At 71.8% G+C, this 16762-nt stretch carries 14 protein-coding genes; 7 read left to right on the plus strand and 7 right to left on the minus strand.

The window, feature by feature from the left end:
• Positions 1–161 precede the first annotated feature (161 nt).
• Positions 162–2225, minus strand: a complete 2064-nt coding sequence (locus ACIRRH_RS24480; RefSeq protein WP_403071103.1) for a discoidin domain-containing protein — start codon at positions 2223–2225, stop codon at positions 162–164.
• Positions 2226–2539: 314 nt separating this feature from the next.
• Between ACIRRH_RS24480 and ACIRRH_RS24485 the strand changes: the two genes are divergently transcribed.
• The gene (locus tag ACIRRH_RS24485) at positions 2540–3043 is read left to right on the plus strand and encodes a hypothetical protein (RefSeq protein ID WP_403071106.1); all 504 of its coding nucleotides are present in this window, start codon (positions 2540–2542) and stop codon (positions 3041–3043) included.
• Between the two features lie 191 nt (positions 3044–3234).
• On the opposite strand, the gene ACIRRH_RS24490 is transcribed toward ACIRRH_RS24485, so the two are convergent.
• The 5 genes from ACIRRH_RS24490 to ACIRRH_RS24510 form a co-directional block, all read right to left on the minus strand.
• Positions 3235–3540 (minus strand): GNAT family N-acetyltransferase, encoded by a 306-nt coding sequence (locus ACIRRH_RS24490; RefSeq protein WP_403071109.1) that lies wholly within the window; start codon positions 3538–3540, stop codon positions 3235–3237.
• Positions 3541–3769: 229 nt separating this feature from the next.
• Positions 3770–5008 (minus strand): cytochrome P450, encoded by a 1239-nt coding sequence (locus ACIRRH_RS24495; protein ID WP_403071112.1) that lies wholly within the window; start codon positions 5006–5008, stop codon positions 3770–3772.
• 18 nt (positions 5009–5026) lie between these two features.
• A complete protein-coding gene (locus ACIRRH_RS24500; protein WP_403071115.1) occupies positions 5027–6421 on the minus strand; it encodes an NAD(P)/FAD-dependent oxidoreductase in 1395 nt (464 codons plus the stop codon).
• Positions 6411–6647, minus strand: coding sequence for a ferredoxin (locus ACIRRH_RS24505; RefSeq protein WP_224275931.1), 237 nt, complete (start codon positions 6645–6647; stop codon positions 6411–6413). The genes ACIRRH_RS24500 and ACIRRH_RS24505 overlap by 11 nt, the downstream gene beginning before the upstream one ends.
• Positions 6648–6953: 306 nt before the next feature.
• Positions 6954–8561, minus strand: a complete 1608-nt coding sequence (locus tag ACIRRH_RS24510) for a tryptophan halogenase family protein (protein WP_403071118.1) — start codon at positions 8559–8561, stop codon at positions 6954–6956.
• A 239-nt stretch (positions 8562–8800) separates the two neighbouring features.
• On the opposite strand from ACIRRH_RS24510, the gene ACIRRH_RS24515 reads away from it, so the two are divergent.
• Positions 8801–9025, plus strand: a complete 225-nt coding sequence (locus ACIRRH_RS24515; RefSeq protein WP_403071121.1) for a hypothetical protein — start codon at positions 8801–8803, stop codon at positions 9023–9025.
• 9 nt (positions 9026–9034) lie between these two features.
• Here ACIRRH_RS24515 and ACIRRH_RS24520 read toward each other — a convergent pair whose 3' ends face one another.
• Positions 9035–12436 carry a BTAD domain-containing putative transcriptional regulator gene (locus ACIRRH_RS24520; protein ID WP_403071124.1) on the minus strand — a complete coding sequence of 1134 codons (3402 nt, stop codon included), beginning with the start codon at positions 12434–12436 and terminating at the stop codon, positions 9035–9037.
• On the opposite strand from ACIRRH_RS24520, the gene ACIRRH_RS24525 reads away from it, so the two are divergent.
• The 5 genes from ACIRRH_RS24525 to ACIRRH_RS24545 all read left to right on the plus strand — a co-directional run bounded on the left by ACIRRH_RS24525 (position 12435) and on the right by ACIRRH_RS24545 (position 16749).
• Positions 12435–13391: a TauD/TfdA family dioxygenase gene (locus tag ACIRRH_RS24525; RefSeq protein WP_403071127.1), complete on the plus strand. Its 957-nt coding sequence runs from the start codon at positions 12435–12437 to the stop codon at positions 13389–13391. The two genes, ACIRRH_RS24520 and ACIRRH_RS24525, sit on opposite strands and share 2 nt — an antisense overlap.
• Positions 13392–13561: 170 nt before the next feature.
• Entirely contained in the window at positions 13562–14437 is an 876-nt protein-coding gene (locus ACIRRH_RS24530) for a pyridoxal-phosphate dependent enzyme (RefSeq protein WP_403071130.1), read from the plus strand.
• Positions 14431–15429 carry a 2,3-diaminopropionate biosynthesis protein SbnB gene (gene sbnB / locus ACIRRH_RS24535; protein ID WP_403071133.1) on the plus strand — a complete coding sequence of 333 codons (999 nt, stop codon included), beginning with the start codon at positions 14431–14433 and terminating at the stop codon, positions 15427–15429. Before ACIRRH_RS24530 ends, sbnB begins: the two co-directional genes overlap by 7 nt.
• A 2-nt stretch (positions 15430–15431) precedes the next feature.
• The gene (gene sbnA, locus ACIRRH_RS24540; protein WP_403071136.1) at positions 15432–16442 is read left to right on the plus strand and encodes a 2,3-diaminopropionate biosynthesis protein SbnA; all 1011 of its coding nucleotides are present in this window, start codon (positions 15432–15434) and stop codon (positions 16440–16442) included.
• Between the two features lie 88 nt (positions 16443–16530).
• Positions 16531–16749, plus strand: coding sequence for an MbtH family NRPS accessory protein (locus ACIRRH_RS24545; RefSeq protein ID WP_224275953.1), 219 nt, complete (start codon positions 16531–16533; stop codon positions 16747–16749).
• Positions 16750–16762: the final 13 nt, after the last annotated feature.

Below are 16762 nucleotides of genomic sequence, written 5' to 3' on the forward strand. Positions count from 1 at the left end.
CGCCGGCCGGTCACCCACCTCACCCGGCCGGTCCGCCGCAGCATCGACCACGTCCTGCACCGGCGCCGCCGGCGCCGACACCGGGCCCGAACCGGCCACGACGAACGACGAGGCCACAGCCCTGGAGCTGAAGCCTCGTCGCAGTAGGCGTCGTTGCGGAGCTAGCTGCTGTAGACGCCGACCTCGTACAGCGAGTAGCCCCACTGGGTGCCGCGCTGTACCCCGTGGACGCGGACGTAGCGGGCCGGGACGCCGGCGAACCGTGCGGTGTCCAGGCCGCCGTCCCCGGTGGTGGTGGACCACACCGACTGCCAGCTGCTCCCGTCAGTGGAGACCTCGATCCGGTACGCCCGCCCGTAGGCGCGTTCCCAGTCCAGCGTGACGCGCCCGACCAAGGTGGTGGACCCGAGGTCGACCTGGAGCCACTGGTCGTCGTTCCACTCGCTGGCCCAGCGGCTACCCGGGTCTCCGTCCACCGCCCGGTTGGGCGCGTAGCTGACGAACGGGTTCCACCACTCGGTGGTGCTGGCCGTGGCCGGGTGGCCCGCGGCCAGGTTCACCGTGGCCCGGTGCTGCTCCGAGGCCCCCCAGGTGGTGAGGTAGGACTCGGCGCCGCGGAAGAGGTCGTCCACCACGTCCTGGCCGCCGACCTGCCGGATGTCCTCCAGCCAGTCCGGTACCAGACCGTAGTGCGCGGCGCCGTCCGTGTTGATGTCCCAGGTGCGCGCGCCGGTGGTCTGGCGGTCGATGAGGGATCCGCCGTCCGCGCTGCGGAACGGGTAGCGCACCGGGTTGGCGGTGTTCGCCCCGCGCGGGCCGGGCCAGCCGCCGACGCCGTTCATGTCGGTGCCGTAGCCGTACCCCACGTGGTACTTGTCGCGCAGCGCGTCGGTGCGCTTGGCCTCCGAGCTGAACGCCTCGGCGCCGTTCATGTACTGGGCGACGAAACCGCCGAGCCTGTAGACGCGCTCGGTCCAGTCGAGGTCCATCCAGCTGTGCGAGGAGATCACGCCCGGGTAGGACTCGGACTCCAGGATGTCGAACGAGCGCCCGGCCGCCTTGACGCTCATGTGGTCGACCTCGAGCATCATCTTGCGTTTCATCAGCCCGCGCACCGCGTACTCGCCGAGCTCGGTCAGCCCACGGCTGTTGCACTGCGCGTCGCCGGCGTAGGCCGGCACCGCCACCCCCGCGGGGAGCTGCTTCTGCGCCTCGGGCGCCGGGGCGAGACCGATCGGGTTGTCGTGCTGCGGCCCGGCGCACTTCTCGGTCTTCCAGAAGGTGCCGGTCGAGAGGAACTGGCCGACGTTGATCGCCGTTCCGAGCGCGCCCTCGTCGAAGCGCACCCCGCAGAGCGCGTTGTCGAACTTGTGGCAGAGGAACATGCTGCGCACGCCCAGGCCGTACAGCTCGTCCAGACCGCGGTCGATGTCGGCCTTGCTGCACTGGGCGACGTCGAGGATCTGCTTGCAGCCGAACGGCTCGGAGGTCTCCACACCGAGGACGACGGCCAGCTTGCCCTGCTTGACCACCTCGCGGGCCTGCGCGCTGTCGGTGACGATCCGGAACCAGCCCTTGCCCGGCCCGCCGTACATCGTGTCGATGTAGGCCTGCAGCTCGTACGTCTTCTGCGCCTGGAGGCGGATGGAGGTCATCTCGTCGCAGCTGCGGTCCTTGAAGAAGTAGACCGAGCAGATCACCCCGTTGGTGACCAGGTCGTTGACCAGGACCCGCTGGCCGCCGCGCCAGGCCCGTTCGATCCAGGCGTAGTAGTTCTGCTGGTGGGTGAGCGAGTCGTGAGCCGGCCAGTCCTTGAAGGTCGGCCAGCCGACCGGGTCGTGCTTGCCGTCGCCGCCCTTGGTGATGAAGTCGAAGATGGCGAGCGAGCCGTCGGGGTAGTGCTCGGGGCAGTCCTTCAGCGCGTCCGCGATCCCGGCTTCGGAGAACGACTTGCCGCAGATGAGCCGGCCGCCGAACGCCTCGTTGGCCATGATGTGGTCGTGCGCGTCGACGAAGCCGCGGACTCGCCCCTGGGCGTCGGTCCCGCGGAACGGCTCGCCTGTGACGTCGACCTGCGAGTCGGGCGCGGGCCGCGCGGTCGGGTTCCACCAGCCCGTCTCGCCCGGCGCCGCAGGCGCCGGAGCGGCGAACACCAGGGTGGCCAGGGTGAGGAGTGCGGCCAGAAATGTGATGAATCCGCGCCTGCTGTGGGGGAGTTGGTGCATGGTCACCACCCGTGTCCGAGGTGAGGGGGTGGCGCGGCCGGGCACCGGGCATCGTCCGGGACGCGCGGACCGACCCGGCCGGGCCGGCTGTCATGACCGCGCACTCGGTGTGACGAGAATCGCCACTGTTGGAACAAGTGTCAATAGCCGTGCGCGGACTCGGGTGCCGGCGCTCCCTGCGGCAGACCGGAGTCGGTGGCGCTCGTGGACTCTCCTCCATGGAGAACTCCATCTGATCCGAGGTCACCACGCGGCGATCACTGCGGGCAGGATGACCGACGTGGCAACTGCCGCCACGGCATCAGGGAGGCCGCATGGCTGACTACCATCCGTACCGCATCGAGACCAGGAGAGGGGACTTGACACTGATCTGGCGGCCCGGAGAGGGCGATGCCCCCGATGGGCTCGTCGTTGACGAACTCGGAAGACTCCTCGCGTTCCAGGAGCTCGTGCCGCTGCAGGAATACTGTGATCGCAACGGCTGGGAGCTCACCTGGGAGGGCGAAGGCGTTCTCGATCTGGGCGTCGTGCGGTGGTGGGTCGAGCACCCTGGCCTCGGCTCGGTCCCGGCGGGATTGCTGCTGGAAGCGTGGAACTTCTTCGAAGACCTCTCCCGCAGCCTGAAGGCCGGCCCGCCCCTTCCCTCCCAGGGGCCGATCCACGACAGCGCCTACGAGAAGATCTTCGGCGGCGAAGCTCTCGAACCGACCGCCGGCGAGGGAGCCTGGACGGGCGAGGAGACCGCGGCCGTGCGCGAACTCCTCCGCGCGGGGCTGGACCTCTGGGAGCGGGCCGTGCACGGGTCCGGCACCGGCTGACCGGATCCACGAGTCTTCCGCGCGCGCACGGCTCGACTGCCGCTGTGCCGCTTGCTCCTTCGCCGCGGTCGCCGACGCCGCCCTCCTGGACCGGCTCGCCCGGCAGGCGGACACCGGCGAACTCGCCCTGTGCGTAGGTGTGCTGCGCCGGTGGATGCGCGCCTTCGGGCCGTTGCGGGCGGTGTGGTGGCTCAGAGGCCGAAGCGGGCGCGGTGGGTGGTGGGGACCAGGTCGGCGTACTCGGGGTGCTTGGTGATCCAGCCGCGGATGAAGGGGCAGTAGGGCAGGACGGCGAGCTGCTGCTCGCGGGCCGTGTCCAGGGCGGCGCGGGCCAGTCGGCTGCCGAGTCCGCGGCCCTCGAAGCGGGGGTCGATCTCGGTGTGGATGAAGGCGATCTCGTTGCCGGAGCGGTGGTACTCGGCGAAGCCGGCGAGTTCGCCGTCGTCGTGGATCTCGAACCGGGACTTCGCGGCGTTGTCGGTGACGGACTGCTCCATGGTTCCTCCTCGGGTGCGGCTGATCGCCGGGGTCGGTGCCCTCGAAGCATAGTTGAAGAATCAACATTTGTCGCCGTCGGCCGCTCATCGCGGTCCGGCGATGAGCAGCGGGCCGCCCTGGCGGACGGACCCGACACGGCTCCGGACCCGCATGTCACGCCGTCGCGCGCGATGACGGCCCGCCGCGGGCGGGCGGCGGGCCGAGGCAGGTTCGGGAACAGGCTGCGGGCTACTGCCTGAGTCCGTCGAAGGCGATGCCCAGGTGCCGCGGCCCGCGCAGGACCGCGTTCTGGCGGTACGGCGGCGGGTCCTCGACCAGTCGCGGGTTGTCGAGCCGGCGGACCAGCTCGGTCAGGGCGATCTGGGCCTCCAGCCGGGCGAGGGGCGAGCCGAAGCAGTTGTGCACGCCGCTGCTGAATCCCAGGTGCTGGTTGTCGGGCCGGTCGGGGATGAACCGGTCCGGGTCCGGGAAGCGCTCGGGGTCCCGGTTGCCGGAGGCGAGCACCAGCCAGATCTGAGCGCCCTTGGGGATGGTGGTCCCCGCGATGTCGATGTCGGTCAGCGCGGTCTTCTGGGGCAGCAGTTGCACGGGTGGTTCGAAGCGCAGCAGTTCCTCCACCAGCGGGACGACGAGGTCGTGGTCGTCCCGGAGCCGCTTCAGGACGTCGGGGTTGCGCAACAGCGTGAGCATCCCGTTGGTGATGAGGTTGACCGTGGTCTCGTGGCCGGCGATCAGCAGCAGGACCGAGGTGCTGACCATCTCCACCAGCGACATCCCGCCGTCCGGTCCGTGGCCCGCGGCCATCGCGGAGAGCATGTCGTCGCGGGGCGAGCGGCGGCGCTCCTCGATCAGGTCGGAGAGGAAGGCGGAGAGGTCGGTCCGGGCCTGCCGGACGGCCTGCAGCCGTGCCGCGCGTTCCTCGTCCGTGCCGTGGAGGGGGTCGACGCTGGCGGCGATGGTGTCGGCCCAGGCGTGGAAGCGCGTCTCGTCCTCGCGGGGGATGCCGAGCAGCCGGCAGATCACCGTGACGGGGAAGGGGTAGGAGAAGTCGTCGACGAGGTCGATCTGCCCCCGGTCCCGGAATCCGTCGATCAGGCCGGACACGATCTCGCCGAGTTCGCCGCGCATCTCGTACACCCGGCGTGGGGTGTGCGGCGGCCCGAAGGGCCGCATCGCCAGCCCGCGCAGCCTGTCGTGCTCGGGTGGGTCGAGCCTGATGAAGGCCGGCGGCAGGTTCGGGTCCTCCTCGTGGCCGATGGACCGGGCCACCTCGGGGTTCAGGTTGCGCAGGTCGGAACTGAGCCGCGGGTCGTGGAGCAGGTTGTGGATCTCCCAGTACGTGCTGACCAGGTAGGGACCCGTCTCGTCCTGGACCACCGGGGTCTTGCGGAGCTCCGCGTACAGGGGGTAGGGGTCGTGGCGGTTGGCGTGGTCGGTGATCTGGCGCAGGAGCGCGACCGACGTCATGGTGGGGGTCCTTCCGGGTCAGGCGCGGAGCGGGGTGAACGAGATGCGCCGGTCGCTGGGCGAGTGGCCACTGAGGGTGACGGTGGGGCCGTGGCTGGGCAGCGAGGGGTCGGGGAACCCGGCCGGTACCGGGTGCATTCCCTCGGGCCGTCGGTCGACGGTGGTGAACTCCGGCGGGAACGGCGCGGCCTGTTCGATCTGCCGCTGGTAGAAGTCCAGCCACTTCGCCTGGTCGAAGGTGACGGCGGCGATGATGCGGCCCTGGTGGCCGTAGGCCGCGGTGAAGCGGCGCTCGGAGAGGGAGCCCTGGGTGACGATGATCTCGTCGGCCATCGGCGGCACACCGACGGACTTGATGTTGACCCCGAACTGGACCGACCAGAAGGACGGTGTCCAGACGTGCGGGCGGCGGTCCGCACTGGCGCTGATCATGTTGTGGGCGGCGATCTCGGCGCCCGCGACCGCATTGCCCCAGTGCTCCAGGGAGAGGAACTGGTAGCCGAAGAGCGCGTGCGGGGAACGGGCGACGTCCCCGGCGACGAAGACGTCGTCGGTGACGATGCCCCGCACGTCGAAGGCCCGGCAGCCGGCGTCGCAGGCGATCCCGCGCGGGCCGGCCCCGAGGCCGGAGTCGGCGAGCCACTCGGTGTTGCGGGTCGCGCCCAGGCAGACGACCGCCACCTCGGCCTCGACCGTGCTGCCGTCCGACAGGTGCGCACACCGCAGGCGTCCGGCGGAGTCGCCCTCCAGGCCGGTCACGGTGATGCCGCTGCGCAGGTCGACACCGGCCTCCCGCTGCATGGCGGCGGCCACCTCGCCGACGACCCCGCCGAGCGCACCGACCAGCGGAGCCGCCCCGCGTTCCGCGACGGTGACGGCCAGGCCCCGCTCGCGGCAGGCGGAGGCGATCTCGGAGCCGGTGAACCCGGCCCCGATGACCAGCACCCGGTGGGGGCCGGCGCTCAGCCGGTGGTGCAGCTGCGCGGCGTCGTCGCTGGTGCGCAGCACGAAGACGCCGTCGAGTTCGGCTTCCAGCTCGTGCGGCCAGGGGCGGGCGCGGACGCCGGTGGTGATCAGCAGCCGGTCGTAGTCCAGCTCGCTGCCGTCCGCGAGGCGCACTCGGTTGGCCGCCAGGTCCAGCCCGGTGGCCGCCACCCCGAGCCGCCACTGCGCGTCCACGGGCCGGCGCCGGGGCAGTGCCGTGTGGTCGGCGGGCACCCTGCCGAGCAGGACCTGCTTGGACAGCGGAGGCCGGTCGTACGGCTCGTGGGGCTCGTCGCCGACCATCGTCAGGGTGCCGGTGAAGCCCTCCTTGCGGAGCGTCTCGGCGGCCCGCAGGCCCGCCAGGGAGGCGCCCACGATGACGATGTGGCCCTCACGCCTGAGCCTCTCCAGGGAACCGTCAAGCGACACCGGAAGCACCCGCCTTCTCCCCCGCCGGTACGCCGCCCGGGCCCTCCACGGTGATGGCCTTGACCGGGCAGGCCTCGGCCGCCCGCAGGACGGCCTGCCACTGCCGGTCGTCGGGCTGCGGGTCGAACATCAGCGCCTCGTCCCCGTGCATGGTGAACACGTCCGGTGCCAGGAAGGCGCACTGCGCGTACCCCTGGCACCGGTTGAGATCAACGACAAGCCTCATCGGGTCTCCGCCTCCTCGGGCTCTTCGGATGTCGTCGGGCCTGCTCGGGCTGCCCGGCCTTCTTCGGACCCGAGAGGCTCCCTCGGACACGAGCCGCCCCCGGTCCACCCTGGGAGACCCCCGGGAGCGGCGCATGCCCACCGGGCCAATGAGGTGAGTGCCCCCGGCTGCTGCGCCGTAGGTCCGAGAGAGCCGTACGTCCGAGAGAGCCGTACGTCCGAGAGAGCCGCAGGTCCGAGGGAGCTCCCCCGGACGGGCCGGGAGCGTGAGCCGGGCCGCGGGGACCGCCGCCGCCCTCGTGCCCCCTCAGCGCGGGGCGTGGAGGTGGCGGAGGTAGGCGCGGGTGGTGGGCAGGGTCTCCAGGAGGGTGCGCTGCTGGCGCTTGACCGCGACGAAGAGGGATTCGGCGCCGGCGACCGAGGCGGGGCGGTGGGCGAGGGCGGGGAGCGGGACGTCGGGGAGGACGCCCAGGCCGGCCAGGATGCAGTAGTAGCTGCCGTTCGTCCACGGGGAGCCGGGGGACGGTTCGAGGCCGTAGTACACGGACTCGTCCGTGTAGGGGCTGTCGAGGGGGAGGCCCGCGCGGTAGGCGTCCACCTTGTCCTGGACGCTCTGCGGCAGGGGGAGCCGCTTGGTGGCCCGCCAGAACGGGGTGTCCTCGCGCGGGGCGTGGTGGAAGTGCGCCTGGACGAAGTCGAGGGTGTCGTCGAACATCGTCCGGAACTCCCCGTTGAACCGGTCGATGAGGGCCGGGGCGTAGGAACGGTCCGGGAAGTGCCAGGTGAGCCGGCGCAGCGCCGTGGTGATGAAGTGGAGGCTGCTGGGCTCCAGGGGCTCCAGGAAACAGGCGGACGCCCCGATGCCGACGACGTTCTTCACCCAGGCGCGTTCGCTGCGGCCGACGCGCAGGCGGGTGTGGGTGCACGTGGTCGTGACCGGGTCCAGGTCCCACAGGGCGAGGAGTTCGGCGGCGGCCCGCTCGCGGGTGGTGTGGCGGCTGGAATGGACGTAGCCGGTGCTGAACCGGCCCGGCATCGGGATCTTCCAGGTCCAGCCGGCCTCCATGGCGATGGCGGAGGTGTACGGCTCCACACCGTGGACGTCGTCGTCGTGCGGGACGTCGGCGGTGACCACGCTGTCGCACAGCAGGTGGTCGGCCGCGGAGCGGAAGGGCTCCGCCATGGTCTCGTTGAGGAGCCGGCCGCGGGAGCCGGAGCAGTCGACGAAGAGGTCCGCCGCCAGCACCGAGCCGTTCGCGGTGTGCAGGGCCGTGACGAAGCCGTCGGAGCGCCGGGCGACGGAGGCGAGCTCGTCGGTGATCCGGGTGACGCCCAGTTCGGTGGTCGCGAAGCGGCGCAGGAAGGCCGTGAACAGACCGGTGTCGAGGTGCCAGGAGTAGCGGGTGGCGGTGCGGCCGTCGAGCCAGCGCGGGGCCTTCTTGGCGTCCATCAGAGGGGGTTCGCGGAAGCAGGCGTAGTCGAAGGGCTCGATGGTGTCGCCCTCGTAGGCGCGCTTGAACCAGTAGTGGGACAGCGGTGTCTGGTCGTAGTCGGGCAGCAGACCGAACGGGTGGTAGAAGTGGTCCGGCGCACGGTCGGGCAGGGAGCGGGCCCCGGGGACACCGGGGCCGGCGGTGCGCCAGTTGACGAAGCGCACCGCCATCTGGAAGCTCGCGTCGCACTCGCGCATCCACTGCTCCTCGTTGATGCCGAGGAAGTCGAAGAACGTGCGCTGGAGGCTGGGAACGGTGGCCACGCCCAGCGCCACGCGCGCGGTGGCCGAGTCTTCGAGGACCGTGATGTCGACCGTGCCCTGCAGCGCCTTGCCGAGGTAGGCGGCCGTCATCCAGCCCGCTGTGTCGCCACCGAGGATGACGATGCTCCTGATGCGGCGGTCGGCGTAGCTTCGCGGCATGAGTGTGCCCCTCGTCTGGACAAGTGGTTCCGAGGCCGCCTCCAGGGTGGTCCGAGGGCCTTGCAGATTTCTTGATGCGGCGTGCCCGGGGTGCCGGAGGTGCCGGGACACCTGCTGGTTTCGGTCGGCGGTCCGTCCGTGAAATCGAAGAGACATTGGCTCGACAGCGGTGCTCCCTAACGTCATGACTGTCGCCCCGACCGGGCGGCACCGAAGAGCCAGTGACGAGGAGAATTCCCATGCGTAGCATCCGCACCGCACTTGTCGTAGCCGGCTCCGTCGTGGCCGCGGCCTCGGCCCTGACGGTGTGCTCGGCAGGGCAGGCGGCCGCGAGCGACGTTCCTGCGGTGTCGGCGGTCCGGTACGTCCAGTACGGGGCCCAGGACGAGGTTCCGTGGACCGGTCCGGGCCCCGCGACGCCGGTCCCGGGCGTGTCCGGCGACACCGAGGTGCCCTGGACCTGACCGTCCGCGTCAGCCTTCCAGGACGTCGATGAGGTCCTGCGGGGAGACGGGGCCGCCGGCTGCGGTCACGTTCTTCAGGACCTTCGCCACCTGCTCCTGCCAGACGGGGGCACGCAGTTCCTCGAACACGGCCCGCGCGGCCTCCAGACGGAGGGCCGCCTCGGGCGTGCCGCGCACCGCGAGCGCGCAGCCGAGGTCGGCCTCGATACGGGCGCGGAGGAACCGGTCGGACACCTCGTCGGCCACGTCGAGGGCCTGGAGGAGCGCGATCTGCGCGCTCTCCCACGCGCCCTGGCGCCAGCGGGCCTCGCCGATGCCGCGCAGCGCGTGGGCCTCGCCGAGCCGGTCGCCGTCCTGCCGGGTGAGGGCGAGGACCTTGACGCAGGTCTCCTCCGCCGCGGCCGGGTCGCCCCGGCGCAGCAGGGCCTCGGCCAGCCGGTAGGTGTTCTGGGTCTCGCCGCGGACACTGCCGGCCTTGCGGCTCATGGCGATGGCATCCGTGCACAGGGCTATTCCCTCGGCCAGGTTGCCCCGTTCCAGCTCCAGCTGGGCGAGCAGTCCCAGGGCATGGGACTCGCCGGCGATGTCGCCCGCCTGCCGGAACCCCTCCAGGGCCTCGCGGGCGTCCCGCATGGCGCCGTCGAGGTCGCCGGAGAAGCGGGCGCACAGGGCCAGGTTGCGCAGGGTCACGGCACGCCCGTGGATCTCGCCGCACGCGTTGAAGAGGGCGAAGGCCCGGGTGAGCAGGGGTTCGGCCTCCTCGTAGTGGCGCTGGTAGATCGCCAGGGTGGCCTGGGAGCGGAGCATCGTGGCCTCGCCGAGGGTGTCGCCGGTGCGGACGGCTGCGGCGAGGGCGTGGTCGGCGCAGGTGCTCCAGTCGTCGAGGTAGTTGTGGGCCTCGAAGAGGGTGGTGCTGTTGACCGTCAGGCCCCAGGCGTAGGCGGCGGTGTGGTCCCCGGCCGCGGCCTGCTTGATGACGTCGCGCAGGGCGGTGCGTTCGGACTCCAGCCAGTCCACGGGGTCGGCGAGGAGTTCGTCGGTGAGCTCGGCGGCGAACGGGTACGGGGTGACCCTGCCGTAGGAGACGGTGTGGCCGCCTCCGTAGGTGCGGGTGCGGGCGGCGTCCGCGAGCGCGAGCCAGCCCCCGTAGGCCCGTTCCAGTGCGGCCGTGCGGTTCTCCTCGCTCTCCTCCTCCTGGGCGCGTTCCCAGGCGAACAGCCGGAGCAGGTCCTGGAAGCGGTAGCGGATGGCGGGGCCCGAGGAGGGGGCGACCTCCAGGAGCTGGGTGTCGACGAGCTGTTCGATGAGGTCTTCCGCGTCGACGGCGTCGGTGTCGACGAGGGCGGCCCCGACCCAGGAGGCGAAGTCGGGCACGCTGAGGAGTCCGAGCCGGCGGTAGAGCTCGCGCGCCTGGGGGGACAGGTCGCGGTAGCTGAGCCGGAAGCCGGCGCGTACGCCGCCTTCGCCGGGGCTGAGCTCGTCCAGCCGACGGCGCTGGTCCTCCAGCCGGGTGACCAGGTTCCGTACCGACCAGTGGGGTTTCGCGGCGAGGCGGGCGCCCGCGATGCGCAGGGCGAGCGGCAGCCGGTCACACAGGACGCCGAGGCGTTCGGTGGCGCTGGGGTCGTCGACGATGCGGTCGGCACCGGCGACCTCGGCGAGCAGGGCGGTGGCCTCCTGCGGGGCCATCGCGTTGAGGCCGAGGGACAGGACGGCGTAGTCGCCGATCAGTTCGTCCATGAGGTCGCGGCCGGTGATGATGACGCAGCAGCGGCCGTTTCCGGGGAGTAAGGGCTGGACCTGGCGGAAGGAGCGGGCGTTGTCGAGGACGATCAGGACGCGCTTGCCGCCCAGCACGCTGCGGTAGAGAGCGGCCTGGTCGCGGGGGTCGGCGGGGATCTGGGGCGCGGGGACGCCGAGGCTGCGCAGGAAGCCGTCGAGGGCGGTGGCGGGGGAGACCGGCGCGTCCATCTCGTCGTAGCCGCGCAGGTCGGTGAAGAGCTGGCCGTCGGGGAAGCGGCCGGCGATCTGGTTGGCCCACTGGACGGCGAGGGCGGTCTTGCCGACGCCCGCGATGCCGCTGATGGCGGCGATGGCGAGGGGGGACTGGCCCAGGCGCTCGTCGAGCATCCGGTCGAGGGCGCTGAGTTCCTTGACGCGTCCGGTGAAGGAGGCCGAGGCGGTGGGCAGTTGGGCGGCGACGTCGGCGACCGGCGCCGGGGAGGGGTTGACGGGTGGCTGGGTGAGTTCGGGCGAGTCGTTCAGGACGAGTTCGTGCAGCCCGGTCAGGATCGGGCCGGGCTCGATACCGAGTTCGTCGATGAGGAGCCGGCGGCCCTCGCGGAAGAGGGCGAGGGCCTCGGCGCGGCGTCCGGACCGGTACTGGGCGAGCATCAGATGGGCGCGGACCTGTTCCCGCAGCGGGTTCTCCATGACCAGCGCGGCGAGTTCCGGGATCAGGGCGCGATGGCGGCCGAGCTGGAGCCGCAGGCCGGCGTACTCCTCGTGGACGTTGAGGCGCAGCTCCTCCAGCTGGGCGGCCTCCCCCTCGACGCGGGGGCCGGTGACGCCTTCCAGAGCGCGGCCGCGCCACAGCGAGAGCGCCTCGGCGTACGCGTCGCAGGCCTCGGCGATCCTGCCGCCGCGGGCGAGTTCGCGGGCCTGGCGGACGGTGTCCTCGAAGACGACGGCGTCGATCCGGTGGCCCTGCGGGTTGAGGACGTACCCCGGGTGCGAGGTCGCGATGAGGTGCGCGGGGTCGGTGACGTCCTTGAACAGCTTGCGCAGGCCGGCGACGCAGATGGCGATCTGGTTGCGGGCGGTGGTGGGTGCGCCGGCGGGCCAGACGGCGTCGATGAGGGAGTCCACGGAGACGACACGGCCGGGCGACAGCAGCAGCATGGTGAGTACCGTGCGTCGACGCCCTCCGCCCACATGGATCGATCTGTGGTCGACCCGAACGTCCAGTGGGCCCAACAGGCTGAAGACGATCTCTCGCATGCTCGCTCTTCCCCCACTGCTCGATCCGTGCCGTTTCCCCCCGGCAGACTCGCCATTCTCATCCTTTACTGGTTGGTAGAGCCAGTGAACGGCCCTTCTGGAGCCGTGCCGCCGATGACACGTGGGGCGGCGTCCGAGGCGCGCTGCGGCGGGAAGTGCCCGGCCCGCCCGCCGCAGGACTCCGGTGCGTTGTCGCCTGGCGGCCGAAGACCTCGTACGACTCCACCGCCCGGATCGCTGCCGAGGCCGTCCTGACCTCCGGTTTCGGCTCCGCGGTCGACGGCTCCGCGGTCGCTGGACCCGGGCGGACCGTACGGCGTGTAGGAGCCGCATAGTTTTCGGCATGTTCCCCGGCCGACTCTGCGGCGACAGGACCTGACACCCGCGTGCAGAGAAGAGGGATCCGACCATGCAGACCGCGGCCGAAGGACAGACAGACGTGTGGGCTCCGTGGGTGATCGCCGCCGACGGGGCCGGTGGCCCGGACCGGCTCGCCGGGCAACTGGCCGAGGCAGCCGGCGAGGAGGGCCTGGAACGGCTGCTGACCGAGAGGAAGGGCATCATCCTGCGGGGCTTCGGCATCACCGCGCAGGACCTCGACGGCGTCCTCGACCTGCTGCTGCCGAACCGGCTCGCCTATGTGCACGGCAACTCGCCCCGCACCAAGGTCGGCGGGAACGTGTACACGTCGACGGAGTACCCGCAGGAGTTCACCATCTCGATGCACAACGAGATGAGCTACGCCCACCAGTGGCCCTCGCGGCTGGCGTTCTACTGCGAGAGGGCGGCGACGACCGGCGGGGCCACCCCGGTCCTCGACGCCGCCCTCTGGCTCGGCTCGCTCGACGCCGAGGTCCGTGAGGCGTTCCGTGACGGGGTGCGCTACGTCCAGAACCTGCACGACGGCTACGGCCTGGGCAAGAGCTGGCAGGCCACCTTCGAGACGGAGGACCGCGGGGAGGTCGAGGCCTTCCTGGCGGGTGCCGGGGCCGACTGGTCGTGGAAGGCCGACGGCGGCCTGCGGGTCGGCCAGCTCCGCCCGGCCACCGTCCGCCATCCCCTCACCGGCACCGAGGTCTGGTTCAACCAGGCCGACCAGTGGCACCCGGCCGGGCTCGGTGACGAGACCGCGGCCCGGCTGGCGGCGATCCTCCCGCCCGACGAGCTTCCGCAGTCGGTGACCTTCGCCGACGGCAGCCCCATCCCCGCCGCGTACGTCGAGCAGATCCGCGACCGCGGGCTGGAGAACGCCGTCGACGTCGACTGGCGCGAGGGCGACCTGCTGCTCATCGACAACGTCCTGCTCGCGCACGGCCGCAGGCCGTTCACGGGCAGCCGCCGGGTCCTCGTGGCGATGTCCGGCTGACCCCGGTCACCGGCGCGTGGAGCGGCGGCTCGGGACCGCCCGCCGGCCGGGCGGGCCCGATCGGCCACCGACCGCCGGGACACGGCGAAGTACTCGTATAGATGTTCGATAGGGCGTCCATAGGCGCCTCTCGCACCGTTGATCCTGCGAGCCAGAGAGGGAGTGACAGAGTGAGCCAGGCCGTACACCGCGGAATCATCTCCACCATCGGCGACACGCCGCTGATGGAGACCACCGGCCTCATCCCGGGATTCCGGTCCCGCGTCTTCATGAAGCTGGAGCGCCACAACCCGGGCGGCAGCATCGAGGACCGCACGGCCCTCTCCCTCGTACGGGAGGTGATCCGGCGCGACGCCGTCGTCCCGGGCAGCTCGCTCGCCGTCGAGATCTGCACCCCCGAACTCGCGGTCTCCCTCGCGCAGGTGTGCCGCTTCTACGACATCGAGTTCCTCGCGCTGCTGGAGGCGGAGGCGGCCGCCCCGTACCCCGCGCTGCTCACGGCCTACGGGGCGCGCTTCGAGGTCCTCGCCCCCGGCGCCGCCCGCGGACGGCTCTCGGAGATCCTCGCCACCGACTCCCGTGCGCTGCGACTGAGCGCCGGCGCGGCCCCGCTGTGGCCGCGGGAGGACACCGACACCATGCGGGAGATCGCCGAGGCGCTGGAGGAGCGGGTCGACCTGGTGCTGTGCGACCTGGACTACCCCCGCACGCTGGGCGGCTGCGCCGAGTACGCGCGTATCCAGGGGCTGAACACCACGGTGGTCGGGGTCGTCAGAGCCCCCGCGTCCGTGCCGTCCGGCCCGCTCGCGGTCCCGTTCGGCGTCGACGAGGTGGTGCGGGTGAGCCTGGAGGACACCTCCCGCATGCGGGAGCTGCTGCTGCACCGCGAAGGGCTGTTGGCCGACCCGGCGGCCGGTGCAGGCGCGGCGGCGCTGCTGAGCCTGGCGCACCGGATCCCGGCCGGATCGAACTGCGTCATCGTCTCTCCGTCCGGTGGTGACCGGTGCCCGGAGAACTTCGAGCTGAAGGATGCGACACCATGCTGATTCTGCGTCACGCCGACGTGCGGGACCTTCTCGACGGGCAGGAACGCCTGGTCGCCGATGTCGTGCGGCAGACCTACGCGGCCCACGACGAAGGCCTCACCGCACTGCCGCACTCCATCTTCCTGCGCTTTCCCGACTCCCCCCGGGACCGCATCATCGGACTGCCCGCCTTCATCGGCGGGGAGACGCCGGCCACGGGCATGAAGTGGATCTCCTCCTTCCCCGGGAACCTGGAGGCGGGCCTGGAGCGCGCCAGCGCGGCGATCATCCTCAACGAGCCGGCCACCGGCCGCCCCCAGGCCCTGATCGAGGGCTCGGTCGTCTCCGCGAAGCGGACGGCGGCCAGCGCGGCCCTCGCCGCACGGCTGTTCACCGCGGACGCCGACACCCACGGCGCGGCCCTGATCGGCTGCGGGGTCATCAACCTGGAGGTGCTGCGCTTCCTCCGCTCGGAACTGCCCCTGCTGCGCGAGGCCGTGGTGTACGACCAGGACCCGGACCGGGCCGCCGGCTTCGCCGCCCGGGCCACCGAGCTCCTCGGCCTGCGGGTCACCGTCGCGGACACCGTCGCCGAGGCGCTCGCCACGTACCGTCTGGTGTCGCTGGCCACCACCGCGAGCGAGCCCCACCTGGACCTGACCCCGCTCTCCGTCGGCTCCACGGTCCTGCACGTCTCCCTGCGCGACCTGCACACCGAGTCCATCCTCGCCGCGCAGAACGTGGTCGACGACGCCGACCACGTCAGCCGGGAGCGGACCTCCATCCACCTCACCGAACAGGCCACCGGCGGACGGGAGTTCATCGACGCCGAGATCGGCCGGGTGCTGCGGGACCCCGGCTCCTTCACCCGCGACCCCGCGCGGACCCTGGTCTACTCGCCCTTCGGCCTCGGTGTCCTCGACATCGCGCTGGCCGCCCGGCTGTACGCCGAGGCGTCGGCCAAGGGGCTCGGCGTGCAGGTCGAGGGCTTCCTCCCCGGAGAGACCGGCTGATCATGAAGCCTGGACGCCGCGCCCCGGCCCAGGGGCTGCAAGAGACCATCGGCAACACCCCACTGGTGCTCCTCGACCGGTTGCTGCCGGACCTCGGGTCCCGGGTCCACGCCAAGATGGAACGCTTCAATCCCGGCGGCAGCATCAAGGACAGGACCGCGCTGCGGCTCCTCGCCGACAAGGTCGCCGCGGGCGAGCTGGTGCCGGGACGGTCGGTGATCGTCGAATCCAGCTCCGGCAACCTCGGAGTGGGACTCGCCCAGCTGTGCCGCAGCTTCGGGCTCCGCTTCCTCTGCGTGGTCGACGCCCGGACCACCGAGCGGAACATCGCCCTCCTGCGCGCCTACCGGGCCGAGGTGGAGGTGGTCACCGAACCCGACCCGCAGACCCGCGAGTTCCTGCCCGCCCGGCTCCGCCGCGTACAGGAGCTGACCGCGACGATCCCTCACGCGTACTGGCCCAACCAGTACACCAACCCGCTCAACCCGATGGCGCACCACCGCACCATGGCGGAGATCGACCGCGCCCTGGGCGGCCGGATCGACTACCTGTTCTGCGCGGTCAGCACGTTCGGGACGCTGCGGGGCTGTGCCGAGTACATCCGCGAACACGGCCTGTCCACCACGGTGGTGGGCGTGGACGCGGCCGGCAGCGCCATCTTCGGCAACCCGCCAGGGCCCCGGCTGCTGCCCGGCCACGGCGCCGCGATCCGTCCGCCGCTCGCCGACGTGACGCTGGCCGACGAGGTGGTCCACGTCCCCGACCTCGACGCCGTCGTGGCCTGCCGCCGGCTCGTCCGGCGCGAGGCGGTCCTCGCCGGAGCCTCCTCGGGGGCGGTCGTCGCGGCCCTGGAGCGGCTCGCCGACCGGATCCCGAAGGGCTCCACCTGCGTCCTGGTCTTCCCCGACGGCGGCGACCGCTACCTCGACACCGTCTACTCCGACGCCTGGGTCGCCGAGCACTTCGGAGCCGTCTCCCACCTCTGGGAGACCCGCCTCACCACCTCCGTCTGACCCGGTCCGGCCGACTCGCCGATCCACCCGGTCCGGCCGGTCCTCGAACCGCCCGATCCACGTCAACCACTCGATTCAGGAGACATCCATGTCCGAACAGCAGTCCGCACCGGCCGAGTTCCGCGTGGTCCACAACGACGAGGAGCAGTACTCGGTCTGGTGGACCGACCGTGACCTGCCGGCCGGCTGGTACGCGGAGGGCACCGAGGGCACCCGCGAGGCGTGCCTGGCGCACATCGACGAGATCTGGACCGACATGCGCCCCGCGAGCCTGCGCCGCCGCATGGCGGAGCAGGCCGCCGGCTGACCCGTACCGCGCC

This window comes from Kitasatospora sp. NPDC101235, from assembly GCF_044767505.1.
In the GTDB taxonomy this organism is placed as follows: Bacteria; Actinomycetota; Actinomycetes; order Streptomycetales; family Streptomycetaceae; genus Kitasatospora.

Coding starts and splice junctions, on each gene's coding strand:
- ACIRRH_RS24490 (WP_403071109.1), bottom strand. CDS start 3,540: ATGGAGCAGTCCGTCACCGACAACGCCGCGAAGTCCCGGTTCGAGATC.
- ACIRRH_RS24480 (WP_403071103.1), bottom strand. CDS start 2,225: ATGCACCAACTCCCCCACAGCAGGCGCGGATTCATCACATTTCTGGCC.
- ACIRRH_RS24505 (WP_224275931.1), bottom strand. CDS start 6,647: ATGAGGCTTGTCGTTGATCTCAACCGGTGCCAGGGGTACGCGCAGTGC.
- sbnA (WP_403071136.1), top strand. CDS start 15,432: ATGAAGCCTGGACGCCGCGCCCCGGCCCAGGGGCTGCAAGAGACCATC.
- ACIRRH_RS24515 (WP_403071121.1), top strand. CDS start 8,801: ATGCGTAGCATCCGCACCGCACTTGTCGTAGCCGGCTCCGTCGTGGCC.
- ACIRRH_RS24510 (WP_403071118.1), bottom strand. CDS start 8,561: ATGCCGCGAAGCTACGCCGACCGCCGCATCAGGAGCATCGTCATCCTC.
- ACIRRH_RS24545 (WP_224275953.1), top strand. CDS start 16,531: ATGTCCGAACAGCAGTCCGCACCGGCCGAGTTCCGCGTGGTCCACAAC.
- ACIRRH_RS24495 (WP_403071112.1), bottom strand. CDS start 5,008: ATGACGTCGGTCGCGCTCCTGCGCCAGATCACCGACCACGCCAACCGC.
- ACIRRH_RS24520 (WP_403071124.1), bottom strand. CDS start 12,436: ATGGTCGGATCCCTCTTCTCTGCACGCGGGTGTCAGGTCCTGTCGCCG.
- sbnB (WP_403071133.1), top strand. CDS start 14,431: ATGCTGATTCTGCGTCACGCCGACGTGCGGGACCTTCTCGACGGGCAG.
- ACIRRH_RS24485 (WP_403071106.1), top strand. CDS start 2,540: ATGGCTGACTACCATCCGTACCGCATCGAGACCAGGAGAGGGGACTTG.
- ACIRRH_RS24525 (WP_403071127.1), top strand. CDS start 12,435: ATGCAGACCGCGGCCGAAGGACAGACAGACGTGTGGGCTCCGTGGGTG.